The organism is Desulfovibrio sp. 7SRBS1 (assembly GCF_049723905.1).
GTDB lineage: Bacteria > Desulfobacterota > Desulfovibrionia > Desulfovibrionales > Desulfovibrionaceae.
Window position 1 is genome coordinate 333797 of the sequence record NZ_JBJKFD010000001.1, and the last position, 22969, is coordinate 356765.

Below are 22969 nucleotides of genomic sequence, written 5' to 3' on the forward strand. Positions count from 1 at the left end.
TGCCGCTTTGTTTTCTGCCTGAGTGAAAAGATCGTTCGAGGGGAGCTCGACCTATTGTTTCATTACTGCTTGCACGGCTCGACGGATTCCATCCTTATCCAACCCCATGGTCTCACGAAGTTGCTTTTGTTTGCCGTGTTCCACAAAGACATCGGGAAGGCCCACACGTTTGATGTGCAAACCGTCCAATGCGTCGTTGTCCGCAAGCATTTCCATAATGGCTGAGCTGAAGCCACCAGCCAGAGCATTTTCTTCTGCAACAACAATGTGCTTGAAGCGTTCAGCCAGTTCCAGAAGTTGTTTTTCGGGTAAAGGTTTAACAAATCGAGCGTTGAAAACAGACACTCCAAGCCCTGCTTCGGCCTTCAATTCCTCGGCTGCTTCAATGGCAGGGTAGACACGGCTGCCAATGGCTACAATGAGGACATCATCCCCTTCATGCAGCAGTTCACCCACCCCCAATGGGAGTGGCGTGGGCTCACCGGAAAAATCGGTCCCTACACCAACTCCACGCGGGTAGCGTACTGCAGCCGGACCGTTAAGGGCCAAAGCCGTTGCCATCATATCACGCAGTTCAACTTCGTCCTTGGGAGCCATTACCGTGATATTCGGAATGTGCCTCAAATAGGAGAGATCAAAGGCCCCATGGTGCGTGGCCCCATCCTCTCCGACCAGTCCGCCGCGATCCAGACAGAAGGTGACAGGCAGGTTTTGCAGGCAGACGTCGTGCACAATCTGGTCATACGACCTTTGAAGAAATGTCGAGTAGATGGCGACTACTGGTTTGTATCCCTGGGAAGCCAGACCGGCCGCAAAGGTCACTGCGTGTTGTTCACATATCCCCACGTCTACAAAACGATCGGGGTATTTATTCGCGAATGCCGAAATGCCGGTTCCCTCAGGCATTGCAGCTGTTATTGCAATGAGCTTATCGTCTTTATCCGCCAATTTACAAAGAGTTTTTCCAAAGACATCCGTGTACGAAGGCAGGGAACAGCCGGAAAATTTTCGGGCCTTGCCTGTTTCCGGTTCAAAACAGCCCACGCCGTGAAAATAGGTGGGGTTGTTTTCGGCCGGGGCATAGCCTTTGCCCTTTTGGGTGAGCACGTGGATGAGGGTTGGGCCGGAGAGCTCTTTGACCTGCTGGAATACGTGAACCAAGTCTTTGATGTCGTGCCCGTCGATGGGGCCCACATAGTTGAACCCGAAGGCCTGGAAGAGCATACCCGGAGTAAAGACTCCCTTGAAGGCGTCTTCACTACGCCGGGCGTAGGTGTACAGCTCTTCGCCAATGCGCGGGATACTGCGAATGCGGTTCTCGAATTCCTTTTTCAGCCGCATGAGCCAGGGCTTGGAGAGGTTGCGGGAAAGAAATCGGGAAAGAGCGCCGACATTGCGCGAAATAGACATTTCATTGTCGTTGAGTACGACAATGAGATCGCGCTCCATGCCGCCCACCTGGTTCAGCCCCTCATAGGCAAGGCCTGCAGTCATGGAACCGTCGCCGATGACAGCCACCACCTTGTGGTCTTCTCCTGCCAGGTCACGCGCAACAGCCATGCCCAATGCCGCGGAGATAGACGTGCTGGAATGGCCCACACCAAAGTGATCGTAGACCGGATTTTCCGAGGGTCTTGGAAAACCGCTGATGCCCCCAAACTGGCGGAGTGTATGAAATTTGTTCAAGCGCCCGGTGAGAATCTTGTGAGCATATGCCTGATGCCCCACATCCCAGACAAATTTGTCCACCTTGGGATTGAACACATTGTAAAGAGCAAGGGTCAGCTCGACCACCCCCAATCCCGGGGCCAGATGTCCGCCGGTGTGGGAAACCGTGTCGATGATGACCTTGCGTATTTCATCAGCAACCTGCTCCATTTCGTCCACCCCAAGCTCACGGATATCGTCCGGGGAGGCAATGGTCGGCAGAATTGCCGGATGTGTTTCAATCGTGTCTGGTAGCTGATCTGCCATGGGGGCTTCGCTCTGATTCATATTTATCTTTATACCATTTATGGGCAGGTTATCTCACCCGCAAACCGAGTCACAATGTTGTGTGAAACGCGCACTGCTGCGTCGGACCTTTTGTTGCTGGCTGCCGTGTTGGATTGAATTTTACGGAAAGCGAACAATGGAATTTCAGTTCGCCCTGTCCACAATGTATTGTGCCAAATCTCCAAGCGTTTCAGCCTGCTCACCTGTATAGCCAGCCAGGCATTCCTTGGCTTTTTCCACATACTTGGCAGCCAGTTCACGGCTTTCTTCCAGCCCCAGAAGGCTTGGGTAAGTGGCTTTGCCCATACCCACGTCACTGCCCACGGGTTTTCCCAACGTTTTTTCGTCCCCGACAATGTCGAGAATGTCGTCGACAATCTGGAACGCGGCACCAATCATTGTGCCGTACGTATGGGCATTTTGCCTGTCTTTTTCCTGCGCTCCGGCCAAAGCCGTTCCGCATGTGCAGGAAGCCTGCAGAATGGCGCCGGTTTTCATGGCGTGCATCTGCTTTAATTCGGCAATGCCGACTTCTTCCGCATCGGTGAAAAGCATGTCCAAATCCTGGCCGCCCACCATTCCGCCTGCACCTGCTGCCTGGGCAAGCAAACGCGAGGCATCGAGGATATTGGCGGCAGGGATATCTGTCGAGGCCTCGAACATGCTCACAAAGGCCTCGGTAAGCAGGCCATCCCCGGCAAGTATGGCTGTGGCTTCACCGAAAACCTTATGGTTGGATGGCTTGCCCCTGCGCAGATCATCATCATCCATGGCTGGGAGGTCATCGTGAATCAGCGAGTATGTATGGATCATCTCGATGGAGGCGGCAAAGGGGAGGGCATGTTCGCGTTTCACTCCGAACAATTCGGCCCACAGCAGGCAAATGACGGGGCGGATGCGTTTTCCGCCAGCCATCAGGCTGTATTGCATGGCTTCCTTCAACCGTTTGGGAATACGCCGATCCTCCAAACAGGTGACGAGATATCCTTCGACTGTCTGCGTATATGGTGCAATACGTTCCTTAATCGTCATTTTCAGACTCCACAGGGCTGAATTGTGTGAGCAGGCCCTCTTGGTACATTGTGACTTCGTTTTTGGCGTTTTCCAGCGTTGTGCGACAGGACTTTGCCAGACTCAGTCCTTCCTTGTACAGGGCAACTCCCTGTTCAAGGGGAAGTTCGCCATTTTCTAAAGCGTCCACTATGGTACGCAGACGGGCAAGTTGATCTTCAAAATTTGTTTTTTCGCTCATGATGCGGTTTTCTCTTTTCCGAATTCAGGAGTGAACAAAGGCAACGGGTTGGAACTTTGGCCAGCGGAAAATATGCTCAGATGCAGATGCGGTCCTGTTACCCGACCGGTACTGCCTACCAGCCCGATGACCTCCCCCTTGCTTACCATGGCTCCCTGCTTCACTTTGATCTTGGACATATGGCAGTACATGCTGATGAGTCCCTGCCCGTGGTCGATGAAAACGGTGTTGCCACCAAAGTAGAATTTGCCTTTCAGAACAACGCGTCCGGCATTGACCGCTTTGATGGGCGTACCCTTTGCCCCTCGCAGGTCAACGCCCCGGTGCGGAGAACGGGGCTGCTCGTTGTAAAAGCGGCGCAAGCCGTATTCGCTGCTGATGCCCCCTTTCACAGGCCGGGTAAACGGTAAGGACCAGTACCTTTCCGGCGTCAGCGTTGCAAGGGCTTTCCCCATCAGGCGGGACTCCTTTTGGATTTTACCCAGCGACTTTTTCGAAGGATTCACCATCTTTTTGGCAACCGCAAGGTGCTGTTCCTTATATTTTTTCGGCTCCACCTGTATGGTGCGTTTCAGGGAAGATTGAACCTTGCCCACGGTTGCTGAAAATCCAAGGGATTGGGGGCCGGGCTTGGAATATTTGACATCCGTGCCCAGAATTGCGCTCGCCGTATAGCCTTGCTTGGTTTTATCCACCTGCAGCGGAATGGTCTTGTTCAGCCAGACGAGTTTTGCATTCGCAAGAGAAAGATCGGAACGAACCCGCACTACGAATGCTTCGCCCCAAGACACGGAGGATGGGGCTTGGAATGTTATGTCGGCTTGAGCGGTAAGAGGAGAAGCAAAGGAGAGGAGCAGAAGAAGGAGAAAAAGAAAAGGGATACGACGGTGTATGGTCATGATTCATCCTGGGTATCGGTAACAACGGCCTGCACGTTGCCATTGGCTGCGGTGATGCGTAATCCGTCTCCGGTTTTCACGTCGTCCGGTCCGCGCAGGAACTTGCCGGTCCGGCCAATCTGCACCAGACTGTAGCCACGTGCAAGGGGCTTTTCCGGGTCCATGGCATGCAGCCTTTCGGTTGTAAGGTCCATTTTGTTTTGTGCGCGCTCCAGGTGCCGGGTCAATGCGTTCTGCAGCCCCTGCTCCAAATTCTGGATATGCAGTCTGTCGGCAGTCCATCTCGATGGGCCCCAGACTGTTGCAAGGCGTGCTGTTGTCCTGTCGAGCTCGGTGATTCTGGTTTTGAAAAAACGTGTACCTGCTTCTGCAAGACGCGTATTCTCTCGTTCGAAACGCTCCAGCAGACGGTCAAGGCGGCGGGCAGGGGAAAGCCATCCCAACCCTTTTTCCTGTGTGGCAAGGGCTTCCTCTTTTTTTCGCAAAAGCCTCAGCCAGGCGTTTTCAAGTCCCATATCGAGATCGTCCAGGCGTTGCCACAACTCCCGCCGTTCCGGCCACAAAAGTTGCGCCGCGTGGCTGGGGGTGGCTGCCCGAACATCGGCCACAAGATCGGCTATGGTTACATCAACTTCGTGGCCGACCCCGGAAACTACCGGAAGGGTAGCCCTGAAAATTGCGTCCGCCACTTCCCGCGTATTGAATGCCCATAAATCTTCCAGAGAGCCGCCTCCACGAATGACGACGGCGGCATCAGCCCAACCTTCTTCGCAAATATCATCCAGGGCGGAAGCTATCTGTACCGGGGCCTCTCGCCCCTGCACCAGGACAGGGTGGATGTGGATTTGTGCGCCTGTTCCCCGGCTTTCCGCAATGCGCAGGAAGTCGCGTATGGCGGCTCCCGTGGCAGCCGTAACCACGGCAATGCGACGAGGGGCAGGGGGCAACTCCATCTTGCGATCGGAATCAAAGTATCCCTGTTCCTTCAATTCCTTTTTCAGCTGTTCAAAAGCCAAGGCCATGGTGCTGGTGCCGACTTCCTGCACAAGTTCTGCAATCAGCTGCACAGTGCTGCGCCCGCTGTATACGGACAGCCGTCCCGCGCACATGACTTCCAGTCCGTCTTCCAGAACGTCGGGGCCTCCTTCACAGACTTCGCCGGTCATGGGGTGGACGCATCCGTCGCCACCTGTCCACTGGCTTTTGCGAAACCAGACCACATTCAGGACCGAGTTACCGTCGCCAAGTGAAAAATAAATATGTCCGGAAGCAGGGCGGGACAGGTTGGTCACCTCGCCGCGCACCCATACAAAGGGAAACTGCGCTTCCACAACATCGCGCAGGGCTCCGGAAATTTCACTGACGGTAAAGATATGCATGGCAGTCCATGCGGGAAAGGAAGGGAAAACGAGCGGGAAAACCTGAGTTAGATTTTCCCGCCCTTCCTGTTCCCGAAGTTTTTATGTTGGGAATGAACACTTGCCAGCTGGGCCCCTGAGTCCTTGCTTGCAGCGGGGCGGTCGGCCGGAAACCGTCTTTTCTACAGCTCCAGGTTCCAGCCTTCCCATACCTTGGCGCGCCATTCGGACAGTGCCTGTTCGAAGTTTTCGAGGGGCAATTCCGTTTTTTCGCCAGTACGCCTGTCCTTGGCCTCGACAATTCCCTTTTCCAGCCCCTTGCCGCCGAGAACGATCTGGATGGGGAAGCCCACCAGATCGGCGTCCTTGAACTTCACTCCCGGCCGTTCGTCACGGTCGTCGTAAATAGTGTCAATACCGAGCTTGTTCATGGTGTTGTAAAGTTCCTCGGCCTTGGCGTCGACATCCTTGTTTTTGCCGCCCAAGGAAATGACCACGGCCTCAAAGGGTGCGATGGTGGGCGGGAATATAATGCCGTTTTCATCGTTGTTCTGCTCTATGGCAGAGGCCACGATGCGGGATACGCCGATGCCGTAACAGCCCATGATCATAACCTGTTCCTTGCCGTTCTCGTCAAGGTACGTGGCGTTCAGGGCCTTGGAGTATTTGGTGCCGAGCTTGAACACATGCCCGACTTCAATGCCCTTTTTCAATTCCATGGCAGTGTTGCAGCGAGGGCACGGATCGCCTGCGGCCACATTGCGCAGGTCGGCATAGGCGTCGACTTCACAGTCTCGGTTCAGGTCCAGATGGAGAACGTGGGTATCTGTAGCGTTGGCTCCAGCCACCCAGTCGTTGCCCGACTGCAGGGACAGGTCGGCAATAATGGTATCCACCTTGAGTCCAGCGGGACCGGCGAACCCGACTTCCGCCTTGGTCCATTCCTTTACCTGTTCGGGCGAGGCCAGCTGGATGTCGGTGGCGTCGAAATAGTTTTTCAGCTTGATCTCATTGAGTTCATGGTCGCCCCGAACCAGTGCGGCAACGGCTTTGCCGTCGACCTCGAAAAGCAGCGTCTTGAGAACCTGCTGTGGTGTGGTTTTGAGGAATGCGGCGACCTCTTCCACCGTATGCTGTGCAGGGGTGTCCACCTTTTCCATGGGAGGGCAGGGGGAAGGCTGTGTGGCCTCTACGGGGGCGGAAACCGCTTTTTCCTGGTTGGCTGCGTATTCACAGGCAGGGCAGGTGGCTATGGTATCCTCGCCAGTATCCGCAAGCACCATGAATTCGTGCGAAAAACTGCCGCCAATGGAGCCGGAATCGGCCTCTACAGGCTTGAAGTCGAGCCCGAGGCGTTTAAACGCAGCAACATAAGCATTGAACATGGCCTTGTAGGAGGTTTCCGCTCCGGTTTCGTCGCGGTCGAACGAATAGCCATCCTTCATAACGAATTCACGGCAGCGCATCAGTCCGAAGCGAGGACGGATTTCATCACGGAACTTGGTCTGAATTTGGTACAGGTTCAGAGGGAGCTGACGGTAGGAACGGACTTCGCCCCGTACCAGATCGGTAACCACTTCCTCGTGCGTGGGGCCAAGGCAGAAGTCACTGTCTTTGCGGTCTTTGATACGCAGAAGTTCTCGTCCGTAAAAATCCCAGCGTCCCGATTCCTTCCACAGCTCGGCAGGCTGCACCATGGGCATGAGGATTTCCAGGGCTCCGGCCCGGTTCATTTCCTCACGGACGATGGCCGCGACCTTGTTCAGCGAGCGCAGGCCCAGAGGCAGAAAAGTATACATGCCGCTGGTAAGTTGGCGGATGAATCCGGCGCGGGCCAGCAGCTTGTGGCTGATGACCTCTGCGTCGCGCGGCGCTTCTTTGAGAGTGGGTATGTAGCTTGCACTCCAACGCATTGTTATTCCCCTTGTGTCTTGTTTTCTTTGGTGAATTTTTCGATTTCTTCCATAAACGCGGCAAGCAGGGTGTCGCGGTCGCCGCGCACGCTGCGGATAACTTCACCCTTGCGAAAAATAATCCCCTTGTCGCGTCCTCCGGCAATGCCGATGTCTGCCTCGCGGGCCTCTCCCGGGCCGTTGACCGGGCAGCCCATGACGGCAACCTTGAATATTTCCTGGATCGGTTCCAGGCGCTGTTCGACCTCCTGGGCCAGGCCGATGAGGTCGATCTCCGTGCGTCCGCAGGTTGGGCACGAAACAATTTCCGGCCCACGGGCCCGGATATCCAGGGAACGGAGCAATTCCCAGGCCACGAGCATTTCCTTGACCGGGTCGTGCGTCAGAGACACCCGCAGAGTATCGCCGATCCCTTCGGACAAAAGCAGGCCGAGTCCCACGGATGATTTGACCGTGCCGCGTACCAGGGTACCAGCTTCAGTCACCCCGATATGCAGCGGGTACTCGCACCGGTCGGCCATCAGCCGGTAGGCGGCCACAGTGCCGGGAACCGATGACGATTTAAGGGAAATTTTGATTTGGTCGAAGTTGCGTTTTTCCAACAGATGAACGTGGTGGAGTGCACTCTCAACCATGGCTTCCGGTGTGGGGCCGCCAAAACGTTCCAGCAGTTTTTTTTCTACCGATCCGGAGTTCACGCCGATGCGTATGGGCAAACCCTTGTCTTTGGCAGCGTCCACCACGCGGTCAACCTTGTCGTCGCCCCCGATGTTTCCGGGATTGATGCGTAGCCCGTGGATGCCTGCTTCTGCGGCGGCCAGTGCCAAACGGTAGTCGAAGTGGATATCCGCAACCAAGGGCACGCTTGTCCTGCTGATGATTTCCGGAAGCGCGGCAGCGTCCTTTTCATCACGCAGGGCCAGCCGTACTATTTCACACCCGGCCCGCACAAGGTCCTGTATCTGGCAGACGGTGGATTCCACGTCGCAGGTTTTGGTGTTGGTCATGCTTTGAACGCGTATGGGTTGGCCGTCACCTATGGTAAAGGGACCCAGCCGTATGGGGCGCGTTGTCCGACGAACGGGAGAAGGCAGGTGCGTCATTTGATCTGTTGTCCTGTTTGCAATGGGAGCTGCGAAACGGCTGACGCTTCGCGTCTTGGCTTCCCCATGGGCAAAAATTCTGTTTGCTGTATAACCATCCCGGAATGATGTTTCCCCGTGGCTAATGGGGAGCAGGCACAAAGGCAAGTATTGTTTCCGGGAATTTATCGGTTGCCAGCAGAAAACCCATATCATCCAGTTTGACCAATCCTTCCCAGTTTCTTGGTTCGGTAGCCAACTGCAGATTGATTGTTTGTTCCGGGGCGGATGTTCCGTCGGCAGTAACACGGAGTTTCACCAACCTCTCCACCTGCGGAAGTCTGGAATGGGTGGCGTTGGGGGAAACACACTCCGCCAGTGGGTCCGGTGCCGGATTGAGCAGCCATTTTTCGCCGGGCCAGAAATAGTTGATGACCCAGAAGTTGCCGTCAGCGTCCGTATCGCTGGCGTCCGTGACCCGATATTCCAAGTTGGGAAAAGACATGAATCCATTATCGTTGCAGTTGAGGTCGAAAAGGCGCATCTGTGGTTCCGGGGTCACGTTTTTACCGTTTGCTTCAAAAATTGCTCCCACTCGAGTACCGTCTACCAGCAGGCTTTCCCATGACATGCCCGGCAGTGTTTCCTGCTGACCGATGAGAATGAGGGAATCCGGGTCCAGGGTTAGTGTCTTTCCGTCGGCAGAAAATTCTCCTTTGATAAGATAGCCCTGTCTTTCTCCGGCTCTTTTGCTTTCAATGGCCAGCCAGGCATTGTCCTCGCGTACGGATATGGCTTCGAATCCTTCAAAACCGGGGATGAGCGTACGAAGATTCGGTGTGACCAACTGAATGGGAAAAGGGGTAAGAGGGCCATGCGAGGGAGAGACGATGGCGTTGACCACGTCTCCTTTGGCAAGGCCGAAAAGGCGGGAATACCCTTGAAAATTATCCCAGTCTGGATATTGAGGCAAAAGTATGAGTGTCTCATCATGCCAGGCGAGTCCGGAAATCTCCGCATCGGTTTCCGAGGCTGGTCCTTTCAGAGCGAGGCGGACGACAACGGCTTCGCCTTCCACGGGTGATGGAATGGGGCAGGTTTGCGGTTCCTGTTGGGAACAGGCAGCCCCAAGGCAGAGAAAAGCACCAACCAGTACTGCGAGCATAAACGTGCGCTTCATAAAGTTAGAAATACCCCAGGCTATGCAGTTGTTCGAGATGTTTTTCCTTATCCCAGGCACGCCCTGCCCGTTCATTTGTGTCGCTGCCGGATATGGTGTCCGGATGGGTGGTGCAGGGCATACACCCCAGTGAACGATACCCCTGATCGTATAACGAACAGTACGGCATCCGTGTGTCCATGATATAGGCCCAAATGTCCATTTCGGTCCAGTCCAGAAGAGGGTAAGCGCGGGTATGTTCCGGCTCTGTATAGAGTTCCGTTTCCGGGAGTCTGGAGCGCGATGGATGTTCGTCGTGACGCAGGCCGACAAGCAAAAGGTTTGTTTCTGTATCGCATATTGCCTGCTTGAGTGGCTTTACCTTGAGGTCGAGGCAGCACTTTGGTTTATCCCGTGCTATGGGGTAATCCGGGGCAGGAGTTGAATGGATAACATGGCAGTCGACTTTCCATTCTTTTTGCATGCGTGAACGGAATTCAAGCGTTTCCTGGAATTTGCAGCCGGTATCAACGGCCAGGGCCAGAGCAGGGACCTGAATGGGGGTGCAGACCTGCAGCCAAAGGTGGAGCAGAACAGTGGAGTCTTTGCCGCCAGTCCAGGCTACCCTTGTATGTGCAGGTGAAAATTCTTTGCTCAGGCGGGAAAGCAGGTGCAGACTAGCGGAGATTTTTTCGGCAAGGGATTTCACAGTGGGTGTGTGCATATCGGGACTCACAGAGTTTTTTTTTGGATGATTTAGTTAAAGTATATAGGTGGTTATTTTATCGGTTGACGTTTTTTTTTAATCCCTACTTGCAACCGTCTGTGTATCCGGGGTAACATCAAAAGCAGTAGTGAAGACTATCTCCCATACTTTGTTGGGGCAAGGAGCGCTCATGCTGGACAAAATTCAATCTTTGGTTCGTGGCAAGGACATTTGCGTTCTTGCAACTGTTTCCGAAAATCATCCCCATTGTTCGCTCATGTCGTATATGGCTTCGGAAGATTGTCGAAGCATCTACTTGGTCACTTCTCGTAGTACCAAGAAGTTTCAGAATAGTTTGCGTAATCCGAACGTCTCGTTGCTGATAGACACCCGCGAAGACGATGTGGACAAGCGAGATATGGCAAAGGCTCTGACCATCGAAGGGTGCTGCCATGTGGTGGAGAATGCCGATGAGGACCGCCAGTTGCGCGAGGCGTTTGTACAGCGCTGTCCCAATGTGCGCAAGCTGGTAGAACATCCGGATTCCGCCGTGATCAGAGTGCAGGTTACGTCCTTTTTGCTTCTGGACGGAGTAATTGACTCCTATTTTGTGAAAGTTGAATAATTTTTTTTTGAAAAAACGCTTGACGAATAGCGCGGCAAACTTTAGAAGCTTTTTCCCGAACGCGCCCGTAGCTCAGCTGGATAGAGTGCCTGACTACGAATCAGAAGGTCGGAGGTTCGAATCCTTCCGGGCGCACCACTTCGGAATTAAGAGATCGGTTCAAGTACACTTCCGACCTCTCATCTTTCATAATATTCTCCCTTGCGCCCGTAGCTCAGCTGGATAGAGCGCCTGACTACGAATCAGAAGGTCGGAGGTTCGAATCCTTCCGGGCGCACCACTTGGGAGAAGCCATGCCGACGGGATGTAATGCCCGAAGCGATACGCTCCAAATAAAAACGCCATGTGAATTCACGTGGCGTTTTTATTTAACTGAGGAGCCGCCCCACATTTCTGTTTCATCTTTACTTGTTTTCCATCGCCTTGAGCCGCCCTGCCACTGTAACCACTGTCAGCGTGTAGGAATGGCTGTGATTGTAATGGTAGATAACCTTGCGTTGTCTTTTTTCCGAAAGGCCCGCCTTCCATCCATGGTACACAAGATAGTTGGCAATACTGTAGAGGGCATCAGGTGCGCTAAACAAATCCACATGTCCGTCTCCGTCGCCGTCTTCGCCAAAACGGAGGGCGTTGCTAGGCATGAACTGGCACATTCCTATGGCTCCGTATGGAGAACTCGGGATGGTCAGAGGATCCGCTTCCGTTCCCAATGCATATTCAACAAATGCCAGGAGTTCCTCGTAGGCCCAGTCGGCTTTTTGTTTGGTGCGCCGCACCAGCCATTTTTGCAGACGAGGGGATATCGTGTTCATTGGCAGGTATGGCTGAACATGTCGGAAGTCTTCGCATAATGCCATGCTTGCCAGAATGTTGAAGGCGTTATCCCGCCCCAGATAGGTGCCAAGCCTGGTTTCCACCAGGAGAATGGCAACGAGGATTTCTGGCGGAATTTTGTCTTTCTTTTCGATTTTTTCAAGCAGCGGACGGTAATCCTCAAGAAACTTGTGTGCTTTGGCCAGCTGGCTGGGCTGAATGTATTTGGAGATGACTTTTGCGGCTGACGGTTTTCTTTTGGCAGGAGGAGAGGTTTTGATTTTGAGCAGCGAACTCATCTTTGTAGCCATGACTTGCGGGTCGAAATGCACATCGTCTTCCGAAAAGATTTTTTCCAGCGTCGGACGGGGCAGACCATCTTCAACCATCCGGTTGATGAGCGGAGCCCAGATTGGAGGAGCGGAATTTTCCGGGGTGGCCGCCTGAAGGGCAGGCCTGAATCCGGGAATCAGCAACAGGGCAAAGATCAGCACAATACATGCTGCACCGCGGCTCTTGGAACGGTAACAGTATGGGAGTGTTAACAACAAAGAAAAACCCTTTGGTTTGGGTGGGAAAAGAATCTGGTTATATCCGGTCCATGGGAATCATGGCAGCTGCTTCCTCCACAGCTTCCGGCAGATCGTCCAGGTAGTCGCGAATGTCGAACTGTCGATCGCAGTGCGAGCAGTACAAGTAGATTCGTTGGCATGCACGGCAGAAGTCGAGTTCTCGCCCGCACTGTTTGCAGTCGGGCATTTTTTTGCCCGGCACTTTTATTGTCCTATGCAAGGGCATCTGGTCTCTCCGGGTGCTCCTTGGGGGGCATGTCCACTTTGCGCAGTATTGGGCCATGCTCGGTTTGTTCCGCTTTGAGAACAAAGTTGAATAAGTCAACACTCAAGCATAGGTCGAAGTCCCGTTCGGGGGCGTGGATTTTTTCAGGATCGAAAAATTTTTGCGCTACCGGCGCATCGCGAAGGTGGCGTCGGATGGCCTTCATGGAATTGGGAAATTCTTCCATTTGGTTTTTGAGGTAGATCCCGCATAAATCGTCTTCTGTCGACCGGGTCGTTCCCTTGGTGCCCATGGAGACGATAACACAGATGTCTGGATTTTTTTCGAGCAGATAATCGGTGACCGCTGTCGCGTTGACGAACGCTCCGGTGATTACTTCATCTGCAGTCTTCAGGGCAGCGACGATTCCCGGAGTCCCCGCGCTGGTTGCATGGATTATGGTTTTTCCTGCGAGGTCGGCCTGTTCCATTGCAGATGGAGAGTTGCCGAAGTCGAATCCTTCGGGGGGAATGGTGTTGCGTTCGCCTACAAGAACGGCTTTGGGAAAGATTTCTTTGAGCCGGTAGGCTTCTTCAAGGGTAGCGACTGGGTAAATCGTCTCGGCTCCGGATGCATAGGCAAAGCAGGCAGTGGTACACGCCCGGAATATATCAATGATGACCGTGGTTCCGCGGGCTCTGGAAGCCCCGGAGAGTAGGTGGGATAGTTCTGTTCGCATGAAAACCTCCGTCCTGAGTATGCCTTGGCTGTGAGGGCAAGTAAAGCGGAGTGCTTGAGCTAAACAAAGGCAAAGTATATACGAAGAATATGAGTGATGGTACAGTCTGGATTCCTCTTTTGCCCTTACAGAGGGCTTCGAGTTTTGTTCCTTTTTTGGAAAAACTGCGTGATATCGTGGAGATAGACGTACGTGAATGGGCTGCCCGGGAGGATGCTGCATTCCCCTTGCGTCACGGAGCTATTTCGTCTGTCCTGCCGCGGCTTCCGGAAGAGGCAAGGGGAACTTTTCTGAACAATAAAATGTGAGAGCGTATGGAAACTGATCAGCAACTACTGCGTGAAATACTTGCGACCCAGCGGGAATTGCTGGGAGAAATCAAAGCCATGCGGCGGCTGCTTGAGCAAAACGACAAGAAGATCTTTACAGCAGAGCCCCTCCGTGTGGAACCTGTTTCCGAAGGTGAGGACAATGTTGTGAGGAAAAAGAACGTCGCTCCTGTGGATGCCAGTAGGGGGGACGCGTTGGTAAAAGCATTGGTTCAGCGAAATCGCATGGCACAAGATGCCATGTCTTTTGCCCAGCGCACAAAGAAGTGATCTGCCAATACAAAAAATGGTTCCGTATGCAGCGTCGGCGTGTATGATAAATTGCTGCGGGACAGTCCAACTTTTCAACGTAAGGAAAATGCATGGCCCTTTTCAGCGGGAAAAAGCGTGTGCGGGAAGTTATCGATGACGACGTCAGGTATGACGAGGCGCGTGATGGATATTTCAGTGGCAAGGTTAAGATCGTAACCACGGAGAATATTCCGGGAAGGGATGTCCGTTTTGTTTTTGGCCTTGTTGTTTCGCGTGGGTACAATCCGGACAACGCTTTTTTCGGTATGATCAAGAACGCCTTGGATGCCGGGGCGGATGCCATTTTGGGCTATCGTGAAAATGTTTCTTTTCATCCAGAAGGGGAGAAATACTACGCATGTTATGGTACGGCTGTTGTTTTGGAGACTCCCAAACGCACCAGCCGCAAAGCGTAGTTTTCAGAATCGTTTTCCTTGTGGGGGAAAGTATAAAAAGCTTGTCCATCTGCGGACAAACGCTGCAAGATGCCAGGAAAAAGCCCGACTGCTTACCGTCGGGCTTTTCTTATGCGGCCTCATGTCTAGGACTCTGTAATTCTTTGTTCTCATTGTTTCTTAGGTTGCACTCTCCCCTCATAGTACCGGCTTGTTCAATGTCTTCCTTTTCTTCTTCGTGCTCAGTGGCACCAAGTACCAATCCGGTACGTCGTACTGTTGGATAGCCCTTTTTATTTCTTCGTCGATGCTACTGGGCATTTCGTCTGCACAAATGGCGGGGGAGATATTCCTTCCATTTTCAACGGGGAATTGGCCCACATACATTGGGGTAAGTATTCTCGATGGAAGGCGTGTCAGAAAAGGCGCAAGTGAACCAACGTTCCAGAGGAAAGGGATTTGGCAGCCGGTAATTCCCGTAAATTTGTTGTGTACATGGAGAAAGCGGCACTCCAGACGGCAACAGTGCCTAAAGGGGAGTGCACAGAGACTGTTCCGATATTTTCTAGCTTGTTTTTGGGGGGGCTCAGCAAGAAGATCTTTGCCGACTGGCGCATTGGGATGAGCGTGTGCTTTTGCCGTTTTCATACATGGCCTTGTGCATTCTCGCCGTGTTGTCATCAAGCACCGGAAGGAGGATTTCAACACATGTTCCGCTGCCTGGGGCTGAGCTTACTTCGATGGTTCCACCGAGAGAGGATATGATGCCATGAATGAGCGTAAGGCCCATTCCGGTAGACATGGGTTTTGTCGTAAAGAGAGGTTCAAAAATCTTTTCGCAGGTTTGGGAGTCCATTCCTGGGCCGTCATCACAGATTTTGAGAACAACGCATTCTTCTGTCGGACCGTGGCATTGGGTGGTTATATTCGGTTTATGATGAGTAATGCTGACCTCTAGTAGTATGTTTTTGTCTGTTGACTCCCATGTGTTTTGGAATATTTTACGAAAAATCTGAAGCAACTGTGGTTGAGATATCAAGACTTCTATGCTGTGGTCCGGCATGGGGCCGGTGTTTAGTCGGACATGCGGGGGGAACGAAGGCAGCAGTCTTTGCAGGGCCTCGCGTACTGCTGGAATAAAGGCGACGCTTTGGCGGGGAATGGATTCGGAACGCCCGAAAGCCTGCATGGAAGAAGTCAGCGATGTCGCTCGGCGCAAAAGGCGCAGCACTTCGTCCAGATCGTCTCCGGCCGGATCGTTCTCGGCCATCCCCTCACGGGCCATTTCCGTAAAGCCCATGATAGCGCCTAAAATATTATTCATTTCGGCAGCAAAGCCTCTGGCCAGTGCTTCGGCAGCCTTAAGAGCTTGGTCCTTTATTGTTTGCCTCAGTTTTTCTCCGCTTTGGGAAACATCGCCGTGAAGGATTGCCACGTATCGCCCCTTGGGGCCAGGGTACCCTTTTATGGTGAGTACCATGGGGATTTCAGTTTCCCGGGGGCGAACAGAGAGCTTCAGATTGTCCATGTGCTGCTGCAAAACAGCCTCAACAGCATAAGCGACTTCCTGGCTCTGATTTACATACGGTGTTTTTTTATTTTTGCAGGCGGCAAAAAAGTCGGTGCCAACGGGGAGTTTGTCCAGGGAACTCCAGGCTGTGTTGACCTCAGACACTACTCCTTGGCTATCTATAAGGGCTGCCGGAAAATCAAGCAGTTCGAGTAGCGTATTGTTCATTAACGGGGAGGGCATAGGAAATCCTCTAAACATAGTGTCCTCCCATAATAGTAGGAAGACAAACTTGGGCATATTATATTTTAGAATTTTTTCAGGCGTGAAACTGGTTGAGACTTTTTCGTTGGCTAGTGCGTGTTAGCAACCGCAAATTGCATTTGTCAAAGATTGCATAGTGTATTGGTCGTCTACTTGTAAAAGACACCATAACGGAAAATAGAATGCAAAAAAGATTGTGGATTCGAATAGGGCATGAAAGCGGGTTATTTTGACAGAAAAACAGCATGTGAAGAAATTGCACAAGCGGCTTTATGTTGTGAAAAAATTAATTACCTCTTGACATAAAGCTCTTTCCAGTGATTATACTTACCCGTACTCAAAAACTCGTCCTCAGTTAAGATCTTTTGAAATTCTGCGGGAGGGCCTTATGGTTTTTACTTGGCTCAACCTTGGAATCCTCCTCTTTCTCGTGGCGGGCTTGGCCTTTGCTGCGGGACCGTTGGCGGGTGCCATGCTTCTTTCTCCTCGGGCGCAAGGCGGCGATATAGGCTTGCCTTACGAATGTGGAATGATGCCTCACGGTCCGTCCTGGACTCGTTTCGGCATTAATTACTACATTTATGCCCTTATTTTCCTCGCCTTTGACGTTGATGTTCTCTACCTCTTCCCGGTTGCTGTGTACTATCCACACTCCGAGGGATGGATTCCGTTGATCAAAGTCTTCATATTCCTGTTCGTGCTTGCTGCGGGCATTGTTTATTTTTGGAGAAAAGGAGTTTTCACATGGCCGCGCCGGATCATCAGTTAAGAACGGCCGTTACCGATGTGGCGGAACCACCGCTGCGGATGGAGTTGGCCCAGGAATTTCTCGACCTGTGTCGGGCCATGTCCTTGTGGCCCATGACATTCGGGATTGCCTGCTGCGCTATCGAAATGATGGCAGTGGGCATGGCCCGGTTCGATATGGCCCGGTTTGGAGCGGAAGTATTCCGGCCTTCACCGCGTCAGAGTGACCTTATGATCGTGGCCGGTACCGTTACCAAAAAGTTCGCCCCGGCCGTGGTTCGCCTTTATGAACAGATTCCCGCTCCCAAATACGTTATGGCGCTCGGCAACTGCGCCATCTCGGGTGGCCCCTTCAAGTTCAAGGGGCAATACGGAATCGTCGAGGGCGTGGACCAGCTGCTTCCGGTTGATGTCTACGTGCCCGGTTGTCCTCCCAGACCCGAAGGTCTGCTGGAAGGGCTGTTCATGTTGCAGAAAAAGATAACGGGCAAACGTTTCTGGCCGGTAGCTGAAATGCCGCCCGTGAAGGGAGATCAGGCATGAGCAAATGCACAGCATTCGCCTTTCCCGTTCTCGCGGCTTTTGAGTCGGATCATGGAAAAACAGGGTCCGATCTGGTCTTTCACGTCCGGCCGGAAAAAGTGGTGACTGCCGCACGAGACATGGCTGCAAAGGGCTACCACATCGAGGATGTCTGTGGCCTGGATATGGAGGAGGGGTTTGAGGTTGTCTACCACTTCGCTCACTTCGACCAAGCAGGCCGCATCACCATCCGAGCCGTTATTCCTCACGACAATCCTAAAATTCCTACCATTTCACATATCTATCAAGGCGCCAACTGGCATGAGCGCGAGACTCACGATTTTTATGGGATCGAGTTTACCGATCATCCCAATATGACGCCTCTTCTTTTGGCCGAGGACGCCGACTGCCATCCGCTGATCAAGGAAGACAAGAAACGCAAGCCTGCGTCAGAGTTGTTTGTTGAGCATATGTTGGCTCCGGAACCAGAGCCGGCTGAGGAGGCGGGAGAGGCCGAAGAACCAGCCACGAGCGAGGGGGCCTGAAACGATGAGCACCTACTTCGAGCAAGGCGATTATTATACGCGCCATTTCCAGCCCGGTCCCACGGAAGATACGCTCATTCTGAATATGGGCCCGCAGCATCCATCCACGCACGGTGTTTTGCGCATTATCGTGGAACTGGATGGTGAGTATATCAAACGTGCCGAACCCGTTCTTGGTTACATCCACCGCATGCATGAAAAAATGGGAGAGGTGAAGTCCTGGACCCAGTATTTGCCCAACATGGGAAGAACAGATTATCTGCATGCCCTGGCCTGGAACTGGGCTTATGTTGGCGCGGTGGAAAAACTGGCCGGGATAGAGGTGCCGGAGCGTGCCGAATACATCCGGGTCATTACCTGTGAACTCAACCGTATCAGCGCCCACCTGCTTTGGTTTGGGGCCTATCTTCTTGACCTGGGGGCTTTTACTCCCATTATGTACGCTTTTGAGGACCGGGAAAAGATTATGGACATCCTCCAGATCCCTACCGGCTCGCGGCTTACGTACTGTTATTATCGGTTCGGCGGTGTCTCTGCAGATCTGAGCGACAAGTTGCTGGACATGGTTCGGGAGTATATTCCGTTTCAGCGTTCCAGAATGCCGATTTATAAAGATCTGGTTACGGACAACGTGATTCTGCGCAAGCGTGCCGAAGGCGTGGGGCATTTCTCCAAAGACCTTTGCCGTCGCTATGGGGCCACCGGCCCTGTTGTTCGTGGATCGGGTGTGGAATACGACGTGCGCCGTGCCGAACCGTACTCGATTTACGACAGGTTCGATTTTGTGGTCCCCACTTATGACGATTGCGATGCCTTTGCGCGCTACATGGTGCGCATGGACGAGATCGAACAGTCGTTGCGGATCATCGAACAGGCCCTGGCGTCCATTCCCGAAGGCGATTACATCATCAAGGGAGCCCCGAAACCAAAGTGGTCCGCACCAAAGGGCGAGGCCTACTTCGCGGTGGAGGGGAACAAGGGGAAAATCGGTGTCTGGGTTGTTTCGGACGGCGGCAAGATGCCGTATCGGGTCAAACTGAGGGCTCCGAGCTTCTGCAACCTGAGTCTTTTTGCCGAGGCTTCCCAGGGGGTACTTCTGGCCGATGCCGTTGCCATACTTGGCAGCCTGGACCTGGTTATACCGGAAATCGACAGGTAGGTTTGCATGAATATCAATGTCGTCACTCCCCCTGAGTTGGTTCGTCTGGTTGTCGGACTCGTCGCATTGGCTGCATTTGTCGGCCTGAATGCCGTGGTTCTGGTGTATCTGGAGCGCAAAGTTGCCGGACATGTGCAGCGCAGGCCCGGACCGTACGAAGTGGGGCCGCATGGAATTCTGCAGACCGTGGCCGATGCCGCCAAACTGATCGGCAAGCAGTTGCTGACACCTGACGGTGCGGACAAGTTTCTGTACTGGCTGGCACCTATTTTGGCGTTTTTGCCGGTTTTTGTCCTTTTCATGCCTGTTCCGTTCGGAGAGGAGTTGTACTCTCTGGATACGAACCTGGGGCTGGTGCTTATTCTGGCTTATGCTGGATTTGCCGTGCTGTCGCTGTGTCTGGCGGGCTGGGCTTCCAACAACAAATGGGGGCTGCTTGGTGCGGCGCGTGCCGTATCACAGAGCGTTGCTTACGAAATCCCCTTGCTTCTGGCCGTGCTGGCCATTGCTTTTATGACGGGCACTCTTGATCTGCGAGAGATAACAGCGCAGCAGGGACAATGGCCGTGGCAATGGAATATTGCGCTGCAGCCTCTGGCCTTTATAATCTATTTCACCAGTGCATTAGGCGAGACCAACCGAGCACCGTTCGACCTGCCCGAAGGGGAAAGCGAACTGACCGCAGGTTTCCATACTGAATATTCCGGCATGGGATTTGGGATGTTCTTTCTGGCGGAATACGCCAATATGATTGTGGTCTGCTCCGTGGCAACAGTCTTGTTTCTGGGAGGCTGGAAAGGGCCTTTTTATTCCGGGGTCTGGTGGTTCCTGGCCAAAGTGTATGTGCTGTTGCTGGTTATGATGTGGTTTCGCTGGACCTATCCACGCGTACGGTTCGACCAGCTTCTGAACATCAACTGGAAGTGGCTGCTCCCGTTGGGAGTTATCAACCTGCTCGTAACGGCCATCGTGATCAAGCTGGTGTAACTGTTTCAGGCCAAGGGAGAAACAATGTCTCTGTACAGGGAATTCGGCGACGCGCTCAAGGGAGTCTGGAGCCTTCTCGTGGGGCTGCGGGTAACCGGGTCGGAGTTTGCCAAGAAACAGGTTACGGTTCATTACCCCCGGCAAGTGGTGGATAACATCACCACATTCAGAGGGCATATAGAGCTGGTGGGCAAGCCCAAGGATCCGGCAGTGCCCAAATGTATCAGTTGCATGATGTGCCAGAGTGTCTGTCCGTCCGGCTGCATCATCGTCAAGAAGTCCCCCAAGATCAAACCCACCGAGGAAGAGCTCAGGGCGGCCGAAGAGGCTGGCAAGCCGGCTCCCAAGCCCAAAGCGGTCAAAACGCCTAAAGGCCTGCTCTTGGACTACAACCTTTGCAGTTTGTGCGGGTTATGCGTCCAGAACTGCCCGGTAGGTTCACTCCGATTTTCTACGGATGTCTACCTTGCCGGTTTTGAGCGCAAGGATTTTGAATACGATCTGGTCAAGCGGCTCAAGGAGCAGGCGGCCCAGGCAGCCAGTTCCTCCGATGCACCCGCTTCCTCCAGCAAAAGGGAGGCGAGCTGATGGAATTTGCTGCCAAGTTTCTTTTTGTCTTCTATACCATCGTCATTGCCGTGGGAGGACTGGCTGCAGCGCTTTCGTCCAGTCTGGTCCGGGCGCTGGTAGGGCTTATCCTTACTTTGTTCGGCGTTTCCGGCATGTATCTTCTCCTCAATGCTCCATTTGTGGCTCTTATGCAGCTGCTCATATATGTGGGCGCTGTGGTCATCCTGATTTTTTTCGCCATCATGCTTACGCGTGCACCAGCTGGCGGGGAAGAACGCAAGGACCGGCCTATTCGCAAATATCTGTTTGCTCTGATGGGCGCTGTGGCTCCGGCTTTCGCCTTCGGCTGGGTCATCATGACCATGGCTCCGACCAGTTCGGACAAGCCGGATTCCGTAAGTGCCATCCAGTTGGGGCAGGGACTTATGGAACCGTACATCCTGGCATTTGAACTGATATCCGTAGTGCTTTTGGTGGCCATGTCAGCCGCCGTTCTGCTGGCATTCAAGAGGAGGAAATCCGAATGAGCGCCCTGACTCTCTATCAGCTGGTGGCACTGATGCTTTTGTGCATAGGCCTATATGGCATAGTATTTCGCAGAAGCTTGGTTGGCATGCTCATCTGCGTGGAACTCATGCTTAACGGCGCCGGTCTGTCTATTGTGGCCGCGGCCCAGCTTACCCCGGCGGACAGCACGCTTGGTCAGCTGGCCACTCTTTTGGTCATGGGGCTTGCGGCTGCCGAGGCAACATTGGTGCTGGCCATCATCGTCGTTGTGGCTAAACGGTTCAAGCACGCTGAAAGCGACCTCGTATCGACACTCAAGGGGTAGGGCATGACCGAATACATCGAAAGTACACGGGTTCTCATACCCCTCATCATCACGTTTTTCGCGCCGTTCTTCATCTGGCGCAACAGGCATTGGAAAGACAATCGCGAAGCAGTTTCATTTATCGCGGCAGGGGCAGCCTTCGTGTCTATCCTGTCCATGGTGCCTGCTGTACTGAACGGAAAAATCTGGCTTTTTCATCTTTTTACCATTCTGCCGGGCATTACCGTCACGTTCTGCGTGGACGGCTTATCTCTGGTATTCGCTTTGATTGCCACGTTTCTTTGGATTCTGGTTACCAGTTACAACGTCGGCTACATGCGCGGGCTGAACGAACATGCCCAGACGCGGTACTACTTCTGTTTTGCCGTGGCTATTTTCGGAGCGGTTGGCGTGGCCTTTTCCGCCAACGTGTTCACGCTGTATCTGTTCTATGAAGTCATCACCATTTTCACCTATCCCCTGGTTGCACATCACCAGGATTTGGAAGCCTACTCCGGTGCCAGAAAATATCTGGTCTACCTGATGGGTACCTCCAAGCTCTTTCTGCTTCCGGCAATGGTGCTGACTTACGTGCTTTGCGGAACACTGGATTTCCACCTGGGGGACATTGTCACGGGCATGCCGTTCCCGGTGCAGGAACATCCGACCTTGGTGATAATCACCTACATCCTGTATATTGCAGGGTTGGCGAAGGCCGCTCTGATGCCATTTCATAACTGGCTGCCGTCAGCCATGGTGGCCCCAACCCCGGTTTCGGCTTTGCTGCACGCAGTGGCGGTGGTCAAGGCGGGCGTGTTCTGCGTGTGCCGGATTATCCTGTCCGGCTTTGGCGTAACCACCATGGATGCCTTGAATCTGGGAATTCCCACGGCGTTTCTGGCGGCCTTCACCATCGTTGTGGCTTCCATCATTGCACTTACAAAGGATGACCTTAAAGCACGGTTGGCCTATTCCACGGTCAGTCAGCTGTCCTACGTGATCATCGGTGTGGCCATGCTCACTCCGTACGCGGTGCAGGGCGGAGTTCTGCACATTGCCAACCATGCCTTTTCCAAAATTACACTCTTTATGGGAGCCGGGGCCATCTACGTGGCCACGCACAACAAGAAAATCAGCCAGATGGGCGGATACGGCTGGCGTATGCCCATAACATTTACCGCCTTTTCCGTAGCTTCGTTGTCCATGATTGGCGTACCATTGGCCTGCGGGTTCGTAACCAAATGGTACCTTGTCAACGGAGCCATCCAGGCCAAGCAGGTCATCCTCATCATTGCACTGCTGGCCTCGACCATCCTTAACGCAAGTTATTTCGGTCCCATCATATATCGGGCTTTCTTCATGCCGGCGGCTGAAGGAGTGGACCTCAAAAAGTACTCGGAACCGGCCATGTCCATGGTCATTCCCCTGGTGCTCACATCCATAATGTCCGTTGTTTTGGGATTGTGGCCGGAGCTGTTTCTCAACTTTGTCAAGGCCTTCGGTCATTTCTAGCAGGGAGTG

General features: G+C 53.3%; 25 protein-coding genes and 2 tRNA genes. 14 read left to right on the forward strand and 13 right to left on the reverse strand.

What is annotated here, in order from left to right:
* Positions 1-51 precede the first annotated feature (51 nt).
* From dxs to ACI0FJ_RS01640, 9 genes are all read right to left on the reverse strand, one after another.
* Complete coding sequence (gene dxs, locus ACI0FJ_RS01600) at positions 52-1974, reverse strand: 1-deoxy-D-xylulose-5-phosphate synthase (RefSeq protein WP_424298129.1); 1923 nt, start codon at positions 1972-1974, stop codon at positions 52-54.
* Positions 1975-2139: 165 nt separating this feature from the next.
* Positions 2140-3027 carry a polyprenyl synthetase family protein gene (locus tag ACI0FJ_RS01605; protein ID WP_424298131.1) on the reverse strand — a complete coding sequence of 296 codons (888 nt, stop codon included), beginning with the start codon at positions 3025-3027 and terminating at the stop codon, positions 2140-2142.
* A complete protein-coding gene (gene xseB / locus ACI0FJ_RS01610; protein WP_424298133.1) occupies positions 3017-3247 on the reverse strand; it encodes an exodeoxyribonuclease VII small subunit in 231 nt (76 codons plus the stop codon). Before xseB ends, ACI0FJ_RS01605 begins: the two co-directional genes overlap by 11 nt.
* Positions 3244-4146, reverse strand: a complete 903-nt coding sequence (locus ACI0FJ_RS01615) for a M23 family metallopeptidase (RefSeq protein WP_424298135.1) — start codon at positions 4144-4146, stop codon at positions 3244-3246. Before ACI0FJ_RS01615 ends, xseB begins: the two co-directional genes overlap by 4 nt.
* A complete protein-coding gene (gene xseA / locus ACI0FJ_RS01620) occupies positions 4143-5525 on the reverse strand; it encodes an exodeoxyribonuclease VII large subunit (protein WP_424298137.1) in 1383 nt (460 codons plus the stop codon). Before xseA ends, ACI0FJ_RS01615 begins: the two co-directional genes overlap by 4 nt.
* A 161-nt stretch (positions 5526-5686) precedes the next feature.
* A complete protein-coding gene (locus tag ACI0FJ_RS01625; RefSeq protein WP_424298138.1) occupies positions 5687-7417 on the reverse strand; it encodes a proline--tRNA ligase in 1731 nt (576 codons plus the stop codon).
* A gap of 2 nt (positions 7418-7419) precedes the next feature.
* Positions 7420-8520, reverse strand: coding sequence for a flavodoxin-dependent (E)-4-hydroxy-3-methylbut-2-enyl-diphosphate synthase (gene ispG / locus ACI0FJ_RS01630; RefSeq protein WP_424298140.1), 1101 nt, complete (start codon positions 8518-8520; stop codon positions 7420-7422).
* Positions 8521-8641: 121 nt separating this feature from the next.
* Positions 8642-9679: a hypothetical protein gene (locus tag ACI0FJ_RS01635; protein WP_424298142.1), complete on the reverse strand. Its 1038-nt coding sequence runs from the start codon at positions 9677-9679 to the stop codon at positions 8642-8644.
* 4 nt (positions 9680-9683) lie between these two features.
* Positions 9684-10382 (reverse strand): phosphoadenosine phosphosulfate reductase family protein, encoded by a 699-nt coding sequence (locus tag ACI0FJ_RS01640; protein WP_424298144.1) that lies wholly within the window; start codon positions 10380-10382, stop codon positions 9684-9686.
* 172 nt (positions 10383-10554) lie between these two features.
* On the opposite strand from ACI0FJ_RS01640, the gene ACI0FJ_RS01645 reads away from it, so the two are divergent.
* The 3 genes from ACI0FJ_RS01645 (at position 10555) to ACI0FJ_RS01655 (ending at position 11269) form a co-directional block, all read left to right on the forward strand.
* Positions 10555-10989: a pyridoxamine 5'-phosphate oxidase family protein gene (locus ACI0FJ_RS01645; RefSeq protein ID WP_424298146.1), complete on the forward strand. Its 435-nt coding sequence runs from the start codon at positions 10555-10557 to the stop codon at positions 10987-10989.
* A gap of 61 nt (positions 10990-11050) precedes the next feature.
* Positions 11051-11127: transfer RNA gene (locus tag ACI0FJ_RS01650), tRNA-Arg, on the forward strand.
* Between the two features lie 65 nt (positions 11128-11192).
* Positions 11193-11269, forward strand: a tRNA-Arg gene (locus ACI0FJ_RS01655).
* A gap of 124 nt (positions 11270-11393) precedes the next feature.
* On the opposite strand, the gene ACI0FJ_RS01660 is transcribed toward ACI0FJ_RS01655, so the two are convergent.
* From ACI0FJ_RS01660 to ACI0FJ_RS01670, 3 genes are all read right to left on the reverse strand, one after another.
* Complete coding sequence (locus ACI0FJ_RS01660) at positions 11394-12296, reverse strand: lytic murein transglycosylase (RefSeq protein ID WP_424298148.1); 903 nt, start codon at positions 12294-12296, stop codon at positions 11394-11396.
* A gap of 94 nt (positions 12297-12390) precedes the next feature.
* The gene (locus ACI0FJ_RS01665) at positions 12391-12576 is read right to left on the reverse strand and encodes a dual CXXC motif small (seleno)protein (RefSeq protein ID WP_424298150.1); all 186 of its coding nucleotides are present in this window, start codon (positions 12574-12576) and stop codon (positions 12391-12393) included.
* A 10-nt stretch (positions 12577-12586) separates the two neighbouring features.
* Complete coding sequence (locus tag ACI0FJ_RS01670; protein WP_424298152.1) at positions 12587-13318, reverse strand: 2-phosphosulfolactate phosphatase; 732 nt, start codon at positions 13316-13318, stop codon at positions 12587-12589.
* Between the two features lie 314 nt (positions 13319-13632).
* Between ACI0FJ_RS01670 and ACI0FJ_RS01675 the strand changes: the two genes are divergently transcribed.
* Together ACI0FJ_RS01675 and ACI0FJ_RS01680 are read left to right on the forward strand one after the other, a co-directional pair.
* Complete coding sequence (locus ACI0FJ_RS01675; protein WP_424298154.1) at positions 13633-13917, forward strand: hypothetical protein; 285 nt, start codon at positions 13633-13635, stop codon at positions 13915-13917.
* Between the two features lie 92 nt (positions 13918-14009).
* Positions 14010-14354 (forward strand): hypothetical protein, encoded by a 345-nt coding sequence (locus tag ACI0FJ_RS01680; RefSeq protein WP_424298156.1) that lies wholly within the window; start codon positions 14010-14012, stop codon positions 14352-14354.
* Between the two features lie 565 nt (positions 14355-14919).
* Here ACI0FJ_RS01680 and ACI0FJ_RS01685 read toward each other — a convergent pair.
* Positions 14920-16086, reverse strand: a complete 1167-nt coding sequence (locus ACI0FJ_RS01685; RefSeq protein ID WP_424298158.1) for a two-component system sensor histidine kinase NtrB — start codon at positions 16084-16086, stop codon at positions 14920-14922.
* A 409-nt stretch (positions 16087-16495) separates the two neighbouring features.
* On the opposite strand from ACI0FJ_RS01685, the gene ACI0FJ_RS01690 reads away from it, so the two are divergent.
* The 9 genes from ACI0FJ_RS01690 to ACI0FJ_RS01730 are packed head-to-tail and all read left to right on the forward strand — an operon-like array spanning position 16496 to position 22960.
* Complete coding sequence (locus ACI0FJ_RS01690; protein WP_424298160.1) at positions 16496-16876, forward strand: NADH-quinone oxidoreductase subunit A; 381 nt, start codon at positions 16496-16498, stop codon at positions 16874-16876.
* On the forward strand, positions 16852-17397 hold the full coding sequence (locus ACI0FJ_RS01695) for an NADH-quinone oxidoreductase subunit B (RefSeq protein ID WP_424298162.1): 546 nt from the start codon (positions 16852-16854) through the stop codon (positions 17395-17397). The genes ACI0FJ_RS01690 and ACI0FJ_RS01695 overlap by 25 nt, the downstream gene beginning before the upstream one ends.
* Positions 17394-17921 carry an NADH-quinone oxidoreductase subunit C gene (locus ACI0FJ_RS01700; RefSeq protein ID WP_424298164.1) on the forward strand — a complete coding sequence of 176 codons (528 nt, stop codon included), beginning with the start codon at positions 17394-17396 and terminating at the stop codon, positions 17919-17921. The genes ACI0FJ_RS01695 and ACI0FJ_RS01700 overlap by 4 nt, the downstream gene beginning before the upstream one ends.
* 4 nt (positions 17922-17925) lie before the next feature.
* Entirely contained in the window at positions 17926-19080 is a 1155-nt protein-coding gene (locus tag ACI0FJ_RS01705) for an NADH-quinone oxidoreductase subunit D (RefSeq protein WP_424298166.1), read from the forward strand.
* A gap of 6 nt (positions 19081-19086) precedes the next feature.
* Entirely contained in the window at positions 19087-20067 is a 981-nt protein-coding gene (gene nuoH / locus ACI0FJ_RS01710; protein ID WP_424298168.1) for an NADH-quinone oxidoreductase subunit NuoH, read from the forward strand.
* Positions 20068-20091: 24 nt separating this feature from the next.
* A complete protein-coding gene (locus tag ACI0FJ_RS01715; RefSeq protein ID WP_424298170.1) occupies positions 20092-20655 on the forward strand; it encodes a 4Fe-4S binding protein in 564 nt (187 codons plus the stop codon).
* Positions 20655-21164 carry an NADH-quinone oxidoreductase subunit J gene (locus ACI0FJ_RS01720; RefSeq protein WP_424298172.1) on the forward strand — a complete coding sequence of 170 codons (510 nt, stop codon included), beginning with the start codon at positions 20655-20657 and terminating at the stop codon, positions 21162-21164. The genes ACI0FJ_RS01715 and ACI0FJ_RS01720 overlap by 1 nt, the downstream gene beginning before the upstream one ends.
* Positions 21161-21469 carry an NADH-quinone oxidoreductase subunit NuoK gene (gene nuoK, locus ACI0FJ_RS01725; protein WP_424298174.1) on the forward strand — a complete coding sequence of 103 codons (309 nt, stop codon included), beginning with the start codon at positions 21161-21163 and terminating at the stop codon, positions 21467-21469. The genes ACI0FJ_RS01720 and nuoK overlap by 4 nt, the downstream gene beginning before the upstream one ends.
* A gap of 3 nt (positions 21470-21472) precedes the next feature.
* Positions 21473-22960: a monovalent cation/H+ antiporter subunit D family protein gene (locus ACI0FJ_RS01730; protein WP_424298176.1), complete on the forward strand. Its 1488-nt coding sequence runs from the start codon at positions 21473-21475 to the stop codon at positions 22958-22960.
* Positions 22961-22969 lie beyond the last annotated feature (9 nt).